The organism is Paraburkholderia bengalensis, assembly GCF_037126505.1.
Lineage (GTDB): Bacteria > Pseudomonadota > Gammaproteobacteria > Burkholderiales > Burkholderiaceae > Paraburkholderia > Paraburkholderia bengalensis.
Window position 1 is genome coordinate 1 of record NZ_JACFYJ010000029.1, and the last position, 15,376, is coordinate 15,376.

At 64.5% G+C, this 15,376-nt stretch carries 15 protein-coding genes and 1 pseudogene; 6 read left to right on the top strand and 10 right to left on the bottom strand.

Annotated features, from left to right (window positions below; genetic code table 11):
- Window positions 1-109 precede the first annotated feature (109 nt).
- From gspL to H3V53_RS18530, 3 genes and pseudogenes are all read left to right on the top strand, one after another.
- Window positions 110-673, top strand: a pseudogene (gspL, locus tag H3V53_RS18520) (type II secretion system protein GspL); the annotation flags it as partial.
- Window positions 670-1,173, top strand: coding sequence for a type II secretion system protein M (locus H3V53_RS18525; protein WP_336599200.1), 504 nt, complete (start codon window positions 670-672; stop codon window positions 1,171-1,173). The pseudogene gspL and the gene H3V53_RS18525, both read left to right, overlap by 4 nt.
- Window positions 1,174-1,195: 22 nt before the next feature.
- Window positions 1,196-1,975 carry a type II secretion system protein N gene (locus H3V53_RS18530; RefSeq protein ID WP_054918099.1) on the top strand — a complete coding sequence of 260 codons (780 nt, stop codon included), beginning with the start codon at window positions 1,196-1,198 and terminating at the stop codon, window positions 1,973-1,975.
- A gap of 139 nt (window positions 1,976-2,114) precedes the next feature.
- On the opposite strand, the gene H3V53_RS18535 is transcribed toward H3V53_RS18530, so the two are convergent.
- Window positions 2,115-3,722: an efflux transporter outer membrane subunit gene (locus H3V53_RS18535; RefSeq protein WP_336599201.1), complete on the bottom strand. Its 1,608-nt coding sequence runs from the start codon at window positions 3,720-3,722 to the stop codon at window positions 2,115-2,117.
- A 313-nt stretch (window positions 3,723-4,035) separates the two neighbouring features.
- On the bottom strand, window positions 4,036-4,401 hold the full coding sequence (locus H3V53_RS18540; protein ID WP_336599202.1) for a hypothetical protein: 366 nt from the start codon (window positions 4,399-4,401) through the stop codon (window positions 4,036-4,038).
- 268 nt (window positions 4,402-4,669) lie between these two features.
- Here H3V53_RS18540 and H3V53_RS18545 point away from each other — a divergent pair, with 268 nt between their 5' ends.
- Complete coding sequence (locus tag H3V53_RS18545; RefSeq protein WP_336599203.1) at window positions 4,670-5,206, top strand: MarR family winged helix-turn-helix transcriptional regulator; 537 nt, start codon at window positions 4,670-4,672, stop codon at window positions 5,204-5,206.
- A 251-nt stretch (window positions 5,207-5,457) separates the two neighbouring features.
- On the top strand, window positions 5,458-7,005 hold the full coding sequence (locus H3V53_RS18550; protein WP_336599288.1) for a DHA2 family efflux MFS transporter permease subunit: 1,548 nt from the start codon (window positions 5,458-5,460) through the stop codon (window positions 7,003-7,005).
- 33 nt (window positions 7,006-7,038) lie between these two features.
- On the opposite strand, the gene H3V53_RS18555 is transcribed toward H3V53_RS18550, so the two are convergent.
- From H3V53_RS18555 to H3V53_RS18580, 6 genes are all read right to left on the bottom strand, one after another.
- Window positions 7,039-7,770, bottom strand: a complete 732-nt coding sequence (locus H3V53_RS18555; RefSeq protein ID WP_336599204.1) for an OmpA family protein — start codon at window positions 7,768-7,770, stop codon at window positions 7,039-7,041.
- Window positions 7,771-7,873: 103 nt separating this feature from the next.
- Entirely contained in the window at window positions 7,874-8,347 is a 474-nt protein-coding gene (locus H3V53_RS18560; protein WP_054918090.1) for a hypothetical protein, read from the bottom strand.
- Window positions 8,348-8,601: 254 nt separating this feature from the next.
- Window positions 8,602-10,215 carry a glutamate--cysteine ligase gene (gene gshA, locus H3V53_RS18565; protein ID WP_336599205.1) on the bottom strand — a complete coding sequence of 538 codons (1,614 nt, stop codon included), beginning with the start codon at window positions 10,213-10,215 and terminating at the stop codon, window positions 8,602-8,604.
- 362 nt (window positions 10,216-10,577) lie between these two features.
- Complete coding sequence (locus H3V53_RS18570) at window positions 10,578-11,501, bottom strand: DNA-3-methyladenine glycosylase family protein (protein WP_336599206.1); 924 nt, start codon at window positions 11,499-11,501, stop codon at window positions 10,578-10,580.
- A complete protein-coding gene (ada, locus tag H3V53_RS18575) occupies window positions 11,498-12,628 on the bottom strand; it encodes a bifunctional DNA-binding transcriptional regulator/O6-methylguanine-DNA methyltransferase Ada (RefSeq protein WP_336599207.1) in 1,131 nt (376 codons plus the stop codon). The genes H3V53_RS18570 and ada overlap by 4 nt, the downstream gene beginning before the upstream one ends.
- A 132-nt stretch (window positions 12,629-12,760) precedes the next feature.
- Window positions 12,761-13,030: a hypothetical protein gene (locus tag H3V53_RS18580; protein WP_336599208.1), complete on the bottom strand. Its 270-nt coding sequence runs from the start codon at window positions 13,028-13,030 to the stop codon at window positions 12,761-12,763.
- On the opposite strand from H3V53_RS18580, the gene H3V53_RS18585 reads away from it, so the two are divergent.
- Window positions 13,001-13,414 carry a VOC family protein gene (locus H3V53_RS18585; RefSeq protein WP_336599209.1) on the top strand — a complete coding sequence of 138 codons (414 nt, stop codon included), beginning with the start codon at window positions 13,001-13,003 and terminating at the stop codon, window positions 13,412-13,414. The two genes, H3V53_RS18580 and H3V53_RS18585, sit on opposite strands and share 30 nt — an antisense overlap.
- Window positions 13,415-13,459: 45 nt before the next feature.
- Here the strand turns inward: H3V53_RS18585 and H3V53_RS18590 are convergent, their stop codons facing one another.
- The gene (locus H3V53_RS18590) at window positions 13,460-14,038 is read right to left on the bottom strand and encodes a YaeQ family protein (RefSeq protein ID WP_336599210.1); all 579 of its coding nucleotides are present in this window, start codon (window positions 14,036-14,038) and stop codon (window positions 13,460-13,462) included.
- Window positions 14,039-14,561: 523 nt separating this feature from the next.
- The gene (sap1, locus tag H3V53_RS18595; RefSeq protein WP_054918080.1) at window positions 14,562-14,903 is read right to left on the bottom strand and encodes a surface attachment protein Sap1; all 342 of its coding nucleotides are present in this window, start codon (window positions 14,901-14,903) and stop codon (window positions 14,562-14,564) included.
- Window positions 14,904-15,376: the final 473 nt, after the last annotated feature.

A 15,376-nucleotide genomic window follows, 5' to 3' on the forward strand; every position in this document is an offset into this window, starting at 1 on the left:
TTAATCCGGCTTTCGCCGGGCTATCCCCCACTCCAGGACACGTTCCGATGTCTTACTCACCCGTTCGCCACTCGCCGCCAGGCCGAAGCCCGCGCTGCCATCCGCGTTTGCCGGCGCGCTGCCGCTGTCGTTCGAGACGCTCGCGCGCAACGCAATACAGTGTCGCTTCGATCTCTGCCAGTTCGAGTTCGCGGCGCAGCCGTGGCGCCTCGATCGCGCGACGCTGCGCCGCCTGCGTTTGCCGTTGTGGTTGCTGGTCGGCACGGTGCTGGTCGCGATCATCGGCGCGAACGTGCAGTGGCTGATGCTGTCGCGTCAGCGCGATGCGATCAACGCGCAGATGACGGAGCTGCTGCTCAACACGTTTCCGAAAACGACGGTCGTGCTCGATGCGCCCGATCAGATGGCGCGCCAGTTGCAGCAACTGCGTGTCGCTGCGGGCGAACTGTCGCCGGACGACTTTCTCTCGCTCGCGGACGGGCTCGCGCGTTCGCTGGGACCGGTGCCCGTCAACGGCATTGCCGCGTTGGACTATCACGACCGGCGGCTCGACGTGACGTTCAAGCCCGAGGTGAAGATCGATCCCGGTTTTCAGCAGCGTTTGGCGCGCAACGGGCTGAACGGTGCGATCGACAGCAATACGGGCAAATGGACGATCAGGAACGGACAATGAAAGCAGAACTGTTGAACGCGTGGGCCGGTTTCTGGGAAGTGCGCACACCGCGCGAGAAAGCCTTGCTGACCTGGGGCGGCGCGGTGCTTGCGGTGGTCATCGTGTGGTCCGTGCTGTGGGCGCCCGCGCAGGAAGGCCGCGCGCGTCTGCGCGCATCGATTCCCTCATTGCAGCGCCAGCTTTCGCAGATGACGGCGCAGGCGAACGAGGCGCGCTCGCTGTCGGCGGCGGCGCAGGGCGTGGCGCCGACAGGCGGCGCGCTGAAGGACGCCCTCGCCGCTTCGCTGAACGATCACGGTCTCGCGGCCACGCAGGTCCAGGTGCTCGGCAACGCGGTGCAGATCCAGCTGAAGAACGCGTCGTTCCCGGCGTGGACACTGTGGCTCGACGACGCCCGCAAGCAGTTCAAGGTGCAGGTGGCCGAGACTCACGTGACGGCGTTGAAGGAGGACGGTCAGGTCGATCTGACGGCCTCGTTGCAGCCGGCGGCGATCAAATGACGGCGCTGCCACGGGATCACGCATGAGCTTCTGGATGCGGCGATTGCGCGCCGCGCTGCCTTGGCTCGCCGTCGCGCTGATCGCCAATGTCGTGATGCTGCTCGTGATGGCGCCCGCCGCGTGGGTCACGCCCCAGTTCGCGAAGGCCACGCAAGGGCACGTCAATCTCGTCGAGCCGTCGGGGTCGCTGTGGCGCGGCTCGGCTTCGCTGATGCTGTCCGCCGGACCCGGCGCGGAGTCGGCGACGCTGCTGCCTGGGCGGATCGAATGGCGCACGTCGTTCTGGCCGTTGCTCGTGGGCCGCGTCCACATGCAGATGCGGCAGAGCGAGGCGATGCCCGATCCCGTCAACGTCGACGCGACGCCGCGTAGCGCGACGCTGTCGGGTGGCAGCATCGCCGTGCCGGCAGCATTGCTTGCGGGTCTGGGCGCGCCCTTCAACACGCTCGATCTGCAAGGCGACGTGCGGCTAAGCTGGACGGACTGGCGCAGCTTCAACCGGCAGGCGTTCGGCCAGCTGATCGTGACGCTCAACGACATGAGCTCGCGCGTGTCCCGCGTGAAGCCGCTCGGGTCGTATCGCGTGGTCTTCCAGGCGGCAGGCGGCTCAGGCACGCTCGATCTGACGACCACCAAAGGGCCGCTGCTGCTGAACGGTCACGGCACGGTGAGTCCCGCTTCGACGGCGTTCACGGGCATGGCGAGCTCGACCCCCGATGCCGCCGATAATCTGGCGGGGTTGCTGAACCTGCTCGGACGTCCGGTCGGACCGGGCCAGGTCGCGCTGAGCTTCGTCCACTGAGATTCACCGGGCCGCACCGAAGGTCACCGGACCTCGCTGGGCCCCGCTGAGGCTCTAGAGCCGCCAAAACACGACGGCCGCCATGTTTGCCGGTGGCGGCCGTTTGTGTTGGTGCTCGTCGTGCGGCTGGCGATGCAGATCAGCCGGTTGTCGCCGACGTTCTGGAAACGGGCGCGACAGGCGCGGAGGGCGGCGACGCCGGCGCGGCCGCGGGGGCTGCCACATCGCCTGTTTCGCGGCTCATCTGCGAGACGTCCCAGCCGCCGCCGAGCGCCTTCACGAGCCCCGCCGACGACACCATCCGCTGACCCGCGATGCTGGCGAGCTTCTGCTCGGCGGTGAACGCGGTGGTTTGCGCCGTCAGCACGTTCAGATAGCCGACGGTGCCCGACTTGTACTGGTTCGTCACGATGTCGAGCGCCTGTTGTGCCGACTGCACGGCCTGCTGCTGCACCGCGATTTCCTGCTCGAGGATGCGCAGCGACGCGAGGTTGTCTTCGACGTCCTGGAACGCCGCCAGCACGGTTTGCCGGTACGTGGCAACGTCCTGATCGTAAATGGCGCGCGCGGCGTCCGTCTGCGCGCGGCGCAGGCCGGCGTCGAAGATGGTTTGCGCGAGCTGCGGGCCGAGCGTCCAGAAGCGCGACGGCGCCGTCAGCAATTGCGAGAACACCGAGCTTTCGTAGCCGCCGCTCGCCGACAGCGTGAGCGTCGGGAAAAACGCCGCAATCGCGACGCCGATCTGCTCGTTCGCCGCGGCCGCCTTGCGTTCCGCCGACGCGATGTCCGGCCGCCGTTCGAGCAGCGCGGAAGGCAGTTGCGCGGGGACGGGAGGCGGCACGGCGTCGAGGGGCGCGGGCGGCAGCGAGAACGTCGAGGCCGGCTCGCCGATCAACACGGCGATCGCGTGTTCGTTCTGCGCGCGCGCGACGCCGTTGTCGATTGCCGAGGCCTGTGCCGATTGCAGCTGCGTTTGCGCCTGGATCACGTCCGAGCGCGCGGCAACGCCCTGCGCATAGCGATTTTGCGTGAGCGTCAGCGAGCGCTGGTAAGCGGCGACGGTATCGTCGAGCAGCTTTTGCTGCGCGTCGAGCGAGCGGATGTTGAAGTACGTTTGCGCGAGCGTGGCCTGCGCCGAGAGGCGCGCGTTGGCCAGATCGGCGGCGGCGGCCAGTTGACCCGCCTGCTGCCCCGCCACCGTCCGGCTTACCTTGCCCCATAGGTCGGGTTCCCAGGTGGCATCGAGCGAGAGGCTGTAGCTGTTGCTGATCGTGCCGGAACTGCTCAGCGACGACGTGGTGCCGCCGCCGCCGCCCGTGACCGAGCCGCTGAAGCGGCGGCTCGGCGAACGCGAGCGCGAGCCGTCCGCCGCCGCGCTGATCACGGGGAAATACGCCGAGCGGGCTTCGGCGACGAGCGCGCGCGCCTGCCGGTAGGCGGCGGCGAACTGCGCGATGCTCTGGTTCGACGCGTCGAGCTTGTCTTCGAGCGCGTTCAGCTGCGGATCGTTGTAGATAGTCCACCAGGCGCCGCGATCCTGCTGGTCGGCGGGCTGCGCGACTTTCCAGCCTTCGGCGGCTTCCTTGTATGACGCGGGGATGTCGACGGACGGCCGCTTGTAATCGGGACCGACGGCGCAGCCAGCCAGGGCCACGGCGAGCGCAGCGGCGACGGCCGCCGTCAGGACGCGCGGCCTGGCGTCGTACGCGACAGCGGCGCGGGCGCGCGTAGTTCGATCAAACTGCATGCAATTGAATTCCTGTCGATACGGATGACGCCCGCTGCGCGTGCGTTTCGCGCGGCGGCGGATCGCGTGATTCGGGCGCGTGCTCGCGTTGGCTCGAATGTTAGCTCACGCGAAACCGGGCGAGGAAAACGGAAAGATTAATGCGGGGCTGGCCCAGCGTGTGTTACCGACGGTGAGGCGTCGGTTACGCGCTGTTACGGGGCGATATGGTTGGCCGGATGGCGCGCAAACAGGCCAAAACACAACCAACGCGAAAAACGAAAAGGCCGCCCGATGGCGGCCTTCGTCGGTGAAGCGGCTTCCGATGTGCCCGTCAGACGCGCGGATCGGCCGTGGTCTGCCGCGCCTGTTTGCCCGCTGCGGCGCGGCACGCAGGCGCATCCGGACGGGACTGGCAGACAGTCGAAGCAGGCGCGATCGTCGGATGGCCGGATGTCGAGCGGGCCTTGAGCGGCGCGGCAAGCAGCGCCAGCGGCTTCGCGACTCGTGCCTTGGCGCTGCGCGAGCGCCGATTTTCGAACCACGCGAACAGCAACACCCCGATCGACCCGCCCGGCAGCACGAAGATCACCGCGTACAAGGCGACTTTCCACCAGCGGTTGCCGCCTTGAAACGTTTGCAGCGCAGAATCGGTCAATGAGCGGCCCCAGCCGCCAACGGTGTTTTTCAGGTACAGCATCGCGAGAATCCTCTATGCGCCGGGAAAGGAAGGCGCACGCAAGTGCGGTCAGAACATGGTCTCCGATGACGCGGAACGCGTAACTCGTTGCCTGCCATAATATTGACCATGCAATCATTTTTCAAGATACTGTGCATCGCAGCATGGTCTTGTGTTGTTTTTTGGCGTCGTAACCCACGGATTCTGCAGGTGGTTTTTGGTTCGCTGCCTAAGCAGATACAATCGGCGACACTCTTAGCCAGGCTCAGGCGTTTGCACAACAGCGTTCATGACAGACGGTCCTTATCAGCCGGACTCGATTCATCTGGAATCGAGCCTTGGTTATTTCCTGACGAAGGCGCGCAACGTGTTGGTCGACCGCACCGATCGCGCGGTCGCGCATCTCGGCCTGACGACCCAGCAGATCGGCGTGATTCTGCTGCTTGCGTCCGGCCGAGCGACGACGCCTTTTGAACTGTCACGGGTGATGTCGTACGACAGCGGCTCGATGACGCGCATGCTCGACCGGCTCGAAAAAAAGGAACTGATCGCCCGCTCGCGCAGTGAGGCCGACCGGCGGGTCGTGAAGCTGGAACTGACGCCGCAGGGCCGGCACGCTGCATCGCAATTGCCGGCGATCGGCGCGGCGGTGCTGAACGAACAGTTGCGCGGCTTTTCCGACGCGGATCTGGCCGCTTTGATGGATTTGCTGAGCCGCTTCATTGCGAACGGTATCGACGGCGGAAACGGCGCCTGCGGTTGCGGCACCAACGTCGCCAGCAACGAAGAAGACCCCGGGAAGTCCGTTTCCGGTCACATGGGCTGAATGGCCGCGCTCCGGCGCGGCTTCGTTTTAAACGATTATCTGTCTGGGCAGAGAATGTCGGGACATGAAAATGTGCACGCCGGTCAGGTGCTTTTCCATGTCATGACAAGTTTCGCCGCGCGACAAGGAGAACACGCGAAATGAGCGCATCCATTTCAGCTTCGGCTTCCGCTTCCGCATCGGGCGATACGGCCGTCGACCTGCCGCCGTCCGATCCTGTCGGGCAGGAGGCGCCGCCACCCGGCGGTCCCATGCCGGGGGAGCCGGCGCCCGCCGCGCCTGCCCCGCTCGCGGGCGGCACGCTCGCGCTGCTGACCGTGGGGCTCGCGCTGGGCACATTCATGGAAGTGCTGGACACGTCGATTGCCAACGTCGCCGTGCCTACGATCTCAGGCAGTCTCGGCGTCGCGACCAGCGAGGGCACGTGGGTGATCTCGTCTTATTCGGTGGCGTCAGCGATCGCGGTGCCGCTCACGGGCTGGCTCGCGCGACGGGTCGGCGAAGTTCGCCTGTTCACGTTGTCTGTGCTGCTGTTCACGCTGGCGTCGGCGGCGTGCGGATTCGCTCAGAATTTCAAGTCGCTGATCGCGTTTCGTTTGCTGCAAGGACTTGTTTCCGGTCCGATGGTGCCGCTCTCGCAGACGATTCTGATGCGATCTTATCCACTGGAGAAGCGCGGACTCGCGCTCGGCCTATGGGCGATGACTGTGATCGTTGCGCCGATTTTCGGCCCCGTGATGGGCGGCTGGATCACCGACAACTACACCTGGCCGTGGATCTTCTACATCAACCTGCCGATCGGCCTGTTTTCGGCGGCGTGTGCATACTTTCTGCTGCGCGGCCGCGAAACGCCGACGGCGAAACAGCGCATCGACGGCATCGGTCTGGGCTTGCTGGTAGTCGGCGTGTCGTGCCTGCAGATGATGCTCGACCTCGGCAAGGATCGCGACTGGTTCAATTCGTCGTTCATCGTCGCGCTCGCGATCATCGCAGTCACGTCGCTCGCCTTCATGCTGGTTTGGGAGATGACTGAGAAAACGCCTGTCGTCGACTTGTCGCTATTCAAAGATCGGAATTTCGCGCTCGGCGCGCTCATCATTTCCTTTGGCTTCATGGCGTTTTTCGGATCGGTGGTGATCTTTCCGCTCTGGCTTCAGACCGTGATGGGCTATACGGCGGGACTCGCCGGGCTCGCGACGGCGCCTGTCGGACTGCTGGCGCTCGTGCTGTCGCCGATGATCGGGCGCAACATGCATCGGCTGAATCTGCGGATGGTCGCGAGCTTTGCCTTTGTCGTGTTTGCCTTCGTGTCGGCGTGGAATTCGACGTTCACGCTCGATGCGCCGTTCAACCAGGTGATCTTGCCGCGCCTCGTACAGGGCATCGGGGTTACCTGCTTCTTCGTGCCGATGACGACGATCACGCTATCGAGCATCTCCGACGAACGACTGGCGAGCGCGTCCGGCCTGTCGAACTTTCTGCGCACGTTGTCAGGCGCAATTGGCACAGCAATCAGCACGACGTTTTGGGAAAACGACGCGATTTATCACCATGCGGTTCTGTCGGAATCGGTGAATGCCTATTCGGCGAACACGATGACCTATAGCGACTTGCTGACGTCGTTGGGCTTCAAGGGACAGACGGTGACGGCGCAACTGAACGAGATCGTCACGCAACAGGGCTACATGATGGCGACGAACGACTTCTTCCGCATTTCCTGCGCATGTTTTGTCGTGCTCGCGTGTCTCGTTTGGATTACGAAGCCCCAAAAGGGCGCGGCGGCGTCAATGGGACATTGACGCCGCCGCTGTTTCCGATCTTTCGCGGAAGGCTTACTTGCCGTCGACCTGAATCTCGACACGACGGTTCTTCGCGCGGCCCGCAGCCGTCGTGTTCGGCGAAACCGGCGATGCGCTGCCGTACCCTTGCACGTCCCACTTCGACGCGCGCAAGCCGCCGTTGGCCAGATAGCCCTGCACCGCGCGTGCGCGTGCCGCCGACAGACGGTTGTTCAACCGGGCCGAACCCGTCGAATCGGTGTAGCCGGCGATCGTCAGATGATCGATATCGACGCCCTGGTTCGCCGCGATGAAGTCATCGAGGCGGGCGGTGGCCGCGGGCATCAGCGTCGCGCTGCCGACGGCGAAGTTCGCGTCGCCCTGCAACGTGACCTTGCGGGCCGGGGCCTGGCGAACGGGCGCCGGTGCCGGCGCTGCGACTGGCGCGACCACCGGTGCGACCACGGCGGGCGCCGGCTGAACGGGCTGCTCGACCACAGGTGCGCCGCACTGGAAGGTGATTTCGCGCGGATCATCGTCCGACTTCAGATTGGAGTTGATGCGATCGACGGACGAGACGCGCATCGCCGGCTTGTCGCCGCAGATACGCTTCACTTCGGCCATACAGCTTTTGGCGCTTTCCAGCAGGCCAAGGCACTGGACGCGATACGCCTGAGCGCCGTTCGCGAGCGTGACGACGTCGGTATTGTGGGTGGGACCGGAATAGGACGTGCAGCCTGCGATGCCGGCAGCGCAAGCAATGGCGATCAACGTACGGACGAACATGAGACTTCTCACGAGAAAATTGGAACTCCGAGACGATAGGTGTTGCTAGTCTCGTGACCAATCGGAGAAGTCTTAAAGAAATGTGAAAAATGTCCGAATCGGCTTATTGGGAAGCCGGTTCGCCTGTCGGCGATGTAGTCGATTGCCCGCCCGCTCCCGCCGATTGCCTGCTAGGCGTAGCCGTCGCGTCGGATGGGCTGCCGCGTACGAACTGCTTGAAGTCGGCACCCGCTTCCCACGGATTCGGCTTGCATCCCAGCGAGCTGTCGCAATGCGCGGCAAACCCGATCGTCGACGTGCCGTCGTTGTTCGGCGTCCTCGTGATTTCATACGAGAGCGCGCGTTTGCCGCCTTCCGGGCCGGCCGTCTGAATCAGCGTATCCGTGGACGCGGCGAGCTCGTATTTCGAATGGCTCGTCACCCAGTTATGCGCACGCTGCCACCATGCGTCGCACTGGCTCTTGCTGGTACAGGTCAGCGGCGCCGTGGCGATTTGCATCACGTCGGGGTCGACCTGTCCTCGCGTCGAGCAGCCGGCAGCGACGACGCAGCACGCGGCGATCAGACTTTTGTACATAACCCGGTTTCCTCCCTCGTATGTGGCGAGCGGCGAAGCGCTGCGCTATAAGGGTTGGACCGCGACGCCGCAGAGGCGTTTCATGCGGCGCGCTAATCGAACCAGCGCCAAACAGCGCCGAACAGCGCGAATCAGTTCGATCGCACGGTCAAGACAGCAATTTCCGGCCCCGCCCCGCATCGTGCAGCATGAAAAAAGGGCAGCGCGAAGCTGCCCTTCTGTCCGACCTTCCGGCCGCGTGCTTGCGCGGATCGCTAGACGCTGAAGCGGTTCAACGTGTACGCGCGATACGCCGCAACGAACGCATCGAACGAACCGACTTCTTCGCGTTCGAGCTTCGTCTGCTCAGCAAGCGATTGGGCGGCCAGCGCGGCGAACTCCTGTGCTTGCGCGGCGTCGAGCGGACGCGCGCGGAAATAGTCGGCATGCGCCGCGCTTTGCGCGAGACCGAAGTCGAGGAAGCTTTGCTGCTTGTCGCGCATGATTTGCAGCACGCGCGCCGACGGCGTCAGCGACGCGTCCGCGAGTCTCGCGCGCTGCACCGCCACCGAGCGCGCGTGGCTGTCGTCGCCGCGGATCGAATCGAGCGCGGCGGCGGTGTGATCGATCTTCGCGAGCAGCTCGTTGGCCCAGTCGAGCATCTTGACGGGCTGTCCGTCACGCATCAGTTCGAGGCCCGGCATGCGCCCTTCCATCGTCACGCGGCCGAAGTTCTGGTTTGCCTCCGTGTAAGCCGGCGGCGGCAGCGGCGCGCTGTCGTCGAGCGCGCACACGAGAAGATAGGCGTCGAGAAAACGCGCGGTTTCCAGCGAAATACCCGTCGGCTCGAACGGATCGATGTCCATGCAGCGCACTTCGACGTATTGCACGCCGCGCGCGGCGAGCGCATGCAGCGGACGTTCGCCCGGATAGGTGACGCGCTTCGGCCGGATCGTCGAATAGAACTCGTTTTCGATCTGCAGCACGTTGGTGTTGATCTGCACCCATTCGCCGTCGCGCTGCGTGCCGATCGCTTCGTATTGCGGATACGGCTGGCTGACGGCTTTCGCGAGCGCGTCGAGATAGCCGGGCAGTGTGTCGTAGTCGGCGTGCAGCGCGGCTTGCGCCGTCGTATTCGAATAGCCGAGGTCGCTCATCCGCAGGCTGGTCGCGTACGGGCGGTACAGCGTGTCGGCGTCGAACGTGTCGAGTGTGTGGGGACGTCCGCGCAGAAAGCGACGGTCCAGCGCGGGCGATGCGCCGAACAGATACATCAGCAGCCAGCTCGTGCGCCGGAAGTTGCGGATCAGCGCGAGATAGCGGTCCGATTGAAAATCGACGGCATTGGCCGTCGACTGCTGATGGGCGTGCAACTGGCGCCACACTTCTTCGTTCAACGAATAGTTGTAGTGGATGCCCGCGATGCATTGCATCGTGCGTCCGTAGCGCAGCGCGAGACCCACGCGGTACACGTATTTCAGCTTGCCGATGTTCGACGTGCCGTAGCGCGCGATGGGAATCTCGTCGTCGTTGGGCAAGAGGCCCGGCATTGAGTTGTTCCACAGCAGTTCGTCGCCGAGCACGGAATAGACGAAACGATGCAGCGTGTCGAGACGCTCGAGCGTGATCGAAGGATCGCGGTCGGCGGGCGTGATCAGTTCGAGCAGCGCTTCGGAATAATCCGTCGTCAGCGAGGGATGCGTGAGCGCCGAGCCGAGCGGGCGCGGATGCTGCGTCATCGCCAGATGACCGTCGGGCATGACGCGCAGACTTTCTTTTTCGATGCCGCGCAAACCAGCCGTCAGCGCGTCGCGCTGCGGGCCGGAAGTCAGCACGGAGAGGCGCTGCAACAGCGCGTCGGTCGTGCGGGAGGATGTCGTGTTTGGCATTGATGCGGATCGAACAGGGTCGGCCGCCATGCGCCGCACGGAGCTGCTTTGCGCGGTCGACCACGTTCGGCGGAATTTTCAGTAGCGGGCACTTTAACATCTCGCCAGAAGGGCTGCTTGCCGCCGCCTCAGGCCGCTGCGGCGCCCCTGTCGGCCATGCTGGCAATGTCTGGCGCGCGCCTCTCACTGTACGCCGCGCGGGGCCGCGAAGTCGATTGGCGGCATGCGCTGGAATGTGCGCAAAGCCGCTCGCCGCCGTCACGGCGGGCGGCGGATATCGGCTGATATATCGGATAAAAAAGCGCGAGTAAAAGCGCGCCGCACCAGCGGCTAGGCCGGCGGCTAAAACAGCAGTTGCAGCATCACCCGCCGCGCGCCGCGCCGGCGCGATCGGCCACGTCATTCCACAGATGCATCGCGGCGTACGCGCGCCACGGCCGCCAGGCGTCGCTGCGCGCGCGCTGCTGGTTGGGGCGCACGAGCGCGGGATCACGCGCCGCGATCGCCTGCATCAACACGAGATCCCACGCGGGCCACGCGTCGGCATCGCGCCACGCGCGCATCGCGACGTATTCGACGGTCCACGGCCCGATACCCGGCAATGCGAGCAGCGACGCGCGCAATTGCGCGATATCGAACGACGCGCTGTCGACGTTGTCGATGGGCACGCTCCCGTCGGCTACCGCGCGCGCAAAGCCTTGCAGCGCATCGATGCGCTTGCCTGGCATGCCGATCTGCGCGAGCTCGGCGGCGGCGAGCGCTGCCGGGCTCGGAAAGCGCCACGCGGTGGTGTCGTGCGGATGACCGTCGATGCGTTCGCCCGCGCGCTGCACGATCCGTCCAATGATCGTCGTCGCTGCCTTCACACTGACCTGCTGCCCGACGATCGCCCGCACCACCAGCTCGAACCCGGACCACGCGCCCGGCACACGCAGGCCGGGCGCCGCGGCGACGAGCGGCGCGAGCCATGGATCGGCGGCGAGACTCGCGCCGATCGCCTTGGGATCGGCGCGCAGATCGAACATGCGCGCGATCGGCGCCCCGAGTGCCTCGGCATGGCGGCTCACGCCGCCGTCGAGCGTCGCGACGATGCAGTGCTTGCGCGGATGCTTGCGCACGGCGAGCGTGCCGCTGTCGCCATTCCAGCCGATCGCGCGGCGCCAGACGCCATCTTCGACGACTTCGACGCCAGGCGTCGCGCGCGCGCCGAAGAAGCGCAGGACGCGCGGCCAGTCGTAAGGCGCCTTGAAGGGGAGTTCCAGCGTTGCGGTCGGCGCGGTGCTCAAGCGGCGTGATCCATGTCGGCGGCAGGTTGAGCGCCCGTGTCGGCGCGGCGCGCGTCGGAATGCGCCTCCGTGTCGAGCAGCGTCGCCTTGCGCGCGACGCCCCACCGATACCCCGCGAGCGCACCACCCTTTTGTACGACACGGTGGCACGGTATCGCGAGCGCGACGGGATTGGACGCGCACGCGTTGGCGACGGCGCGCACCGCGCGCGGCGAGCCGACCGCTTCGGCGATTTGCGAGTAGGTGCGCGTCTCGCCGTAGGGAATGTGGCGCAGCGCTTCCCACACGCGCTGCTGGAACGCTGTGGCGGCGATGTCGAGGGGCAGATCGAAGCGCTGGCGTGTGCCGCGCAGATAGGCGTCGATCTGCGCGACGAACGGCGCGAGCCGCTTCGGATCGTCGATCAGTTCGGCACTCGCGAATTCCTCGCGCAGGTCGCTGAGGAGCTGCGCTTCGTCGTCGCCGAACGCGATCTTGCAGATGCCTTTGTCGGTCGTCGCGACGAGGACAAGACCCAGCGAGGTTTGCGCGCTCGCGTAACGGACGCGCAGCCCGGCCCCCTTGCGCCGATAGACGGAAGGCGCCATGCCCAGCTCGGCCGCCGCCATGCCGTACATGCGCGACGGCGAGCCGAAACCCGCGTCGACGGTCGCGCGCGTGACGTCGGTGCCTCGCTGCAGTGCGTCCCGCAGCGCCGCGCCGCGCTGGGCCGCCTGATACTGTCGCGGCGACACGCCGACCACGCGTTTGAAAAGGCGCTGCAAATGAAACGGGCTGACGTGCACGGCGTCGCTCAGTTGCGCGAGCGTGAGGCGCTGCTGCGGATCGGCGTCGAGCGCGGCGCACGCGCGATTGACGATCTCCAGCTCGCGCGGCAGGCCGCCGGGCTGACAGCGCTTGCATTCGCGATAGCCGGCGGCACGCGCGTCGTCCGCGGAGGCGAAGAAGTCGACGTTCTCGCGCCTCGGCAGGCGTGACGCGCACGATGGGCGGCAGAACACGCCCGTCGTGCGGACGCCGTAGAAGAAGGCGCCGTCGGCGGACATGTCGCGTCTCAGGACGGCCGTCCAGCGCTCGTCATCGCTGGCGAAGGCGGCGGCCATGGCTTCAGGGAAGGGAGTGTTCATCGTTTGCCCCGGAGGACGGTTTCGATGCTTGCCACTTTAGCGGGCACCTGCACACAGTACGCTCCGGTTCTTGCGGTGTCATTTGGGCTGTTGTCGGGACGCTGTTTGACCGCTATCGGTTGCCGCGGATTCTCAAATATCGGGACAAATCGGGCCTGAAAAAAAGTTGGGGTTTTCCCTTAAAAAGTTATTGCGTCGCATCAAGGTGGCGTGTATAGTGGTTCCTGTCTCCTCCATGTCTCCTCCTGATATGGATTCAGCCCGCTCCAACCGAGCGGGCTTTTTTTCGTCCAGCGTTTCCCCTCGCTTCTTCGCGGCGCGAATCCCTCTACACTGGTTTTCCACTGGAACGCCAACCACGGACGCCGCGCCATGAATTTCCAGATTCTCGATATCGACCACGTCGTCATCCGCGCGCTGAACGTCGACGCAATGACGCGCTTTTACTGCGACGTGCTGGGCTGCACGCTGGAAAAGGCGCAGCTCGACCTCGGCCTGATCCAGCTGCGGGCGGGACGCGCGCTGATCGATCTTTTGCAGGTGGGCGGGCCCATCGACCGGCCGGAAAGCGGCACGCCGGGCAGGGGCTGCAACATGGATCACGTTTGTCTGCGCGTCGAGCCGTTCGATGCCGACGCGCTGAAGGCATGGCTCACGGAGCGCGGCGCGCGCCTGGGGGAACAGGCGACGCGGTATGGTGCGGATGGTTATGGACCTTCGTTGTATCTGTTCGATCCGGAAGGCAACATGATTGAGCTAAAAGGGCCGCCGACATCATCGGCCTGATTTGTGACGTCGGTTTTTGGTACACAGGCACGCGTGGGGCAGTGATCAGCGGCCGCCATGCGCTGCCGGACGGGCATCGGCGGCGGCTTTCAGAACGGTCCATTCGATCGGTACGGCGTCAGCGGTCTCGCTGCCCAGCCAAGCCGCGTTGTCCTGAACCGTGCATTGCAGACGCATCGTCCGCTCGGCCAGCCCGCCCAGTGCGGCGGCGACATTTTCGCCAAGCGACCAGACTGTCACGTTGCGCAGACGGTCCACCTTGTTGCGTGCGCCTTGCCACCAGATGTCGGAGGTGCGGCCGCCATAAGCGATGACGATCACTTCGTTCGCGCGGCTGCTGGCCTTCGCGATGCGGCGCTCGTCGGGCTGGCCGACCTCGATCCATGTATCGATTGCGCCCGTCAGGTCTTTCGCCCACAGGTCCGGTTCCTCGATGTCCGAAAGCCCCTTGCAGAATTCGAGGCGTTCCTGCGCGAACAACGCGAACGCGGCGACGCGAACCATCATGCGCTCGTTGGTTTCTGACGGGTGCAGCGCGATCGTCAGCGAATGGTCGGCGTAGTAATGCCGGTCCATGTCGGCGATCTGCAGTTCAGCCTTATAGATTGTCGATTTGAGAGCCATGCTACAACCAGGTCCCGCAAACGCGGACCGGATAGTGAATAAAGAGTCGGCGTACCTTGCCATGATCGTTCGTCCCTGCGGTGCAGCGTCACGCCAGGCCGCGCGTCTCGCCGTTGAAGCACATTTGCCGGATCGCCGGGACGTTCGGGCTTAGCCCGTGTCGCGTCGACCTCCCTGCTTTCGCTTGCTACACATACAGCAACAGGCGTGCCGGGCGCGGCGGCGGATCTCGGACGAAACGGACATGCGCAAGGTCGGAGCGTGATGATACCGAATATGCGGGGGCGGTATGACAGCGCGATGAGACGTCGACGGCGCGCTCATGCGGGGATGGAATAAGCCGGCGGCGGCTCGCGCGCGAGATGGCGTCTTTCCCGACGGGAACGATCACGTGAAAAGACTGCGCGCGGAAAATGAAAATGGCCGGTCAATAAGCCGGCCATGCGAAATCGCGAGGGGCGTTTTCGTTAAAGCGTTGGTATTTACCCGACATTGAATGTCGGGGGAAATCCGACTTTATTCGCTATTGCTTGATAAAGCGGTCGTTGGTCCAAAGGCCTTGCGTATCGCTATTGCCCGCATTCACGAACTCAACGTCATGTCCGACTACGCGAACCACGCGAAAATCCGAATGTTCGGGCGTCGAAATACATTCGTAGCCGGAGAAGAACTCCTGCATCTTTTGTTGCTCGCCGGCCTGCGCGTGTTGCGTGACCGCGTCGAGCTTGTCTTTTGACAGGCAGCCATACGCGTTGGCCTTGAACTGCACGGTTTGCTGGGGCTTGATCACGACGTCCTGCGCCTGCGCGCCGGCTGCCGTCAATAAGCCCGTCAGTGCGAAGAAAATGGCGACTTGTTTTTTCATGATTACCTCCGTGCGGCAAGGCTCGGTTAGCCAGGCATTTAACTGTCGAAGAGGGCACGCATTTTCTAAATCTAGAAGAACGGATCTGAAGCGCAAGCACATCTTGTGTGCGGTCGCAACAGCGGCGAATTGTCGCAGTGCGAATGGAGGCGTTTCGATAGGGCGCTTATGACGCAATCCCTACGGTATTCGGCAGATTGCGAATAGAAACGTGGAAGAGAAAAGCCGAGCACATAACCTTTTGCAGGCAGTATTCGCGTTTACTCGGACACTCTTTTAAGCGAATTGCGATACATGTCTATCGAGTTTGATGCGTCGCACACAAAGTCATTCGCGCGACTCATTAAATGCTGGCTTTGAGTGGAGCGTGCGCAGAGTAAGAAAGATGCCTGAAGCCGAGTAGCCCGGGTCGGCGTGTCGCTTCGATAGAGTGGCTTGCACGGGCGCCGCGTTCATGGATAAATCAGCCGTCC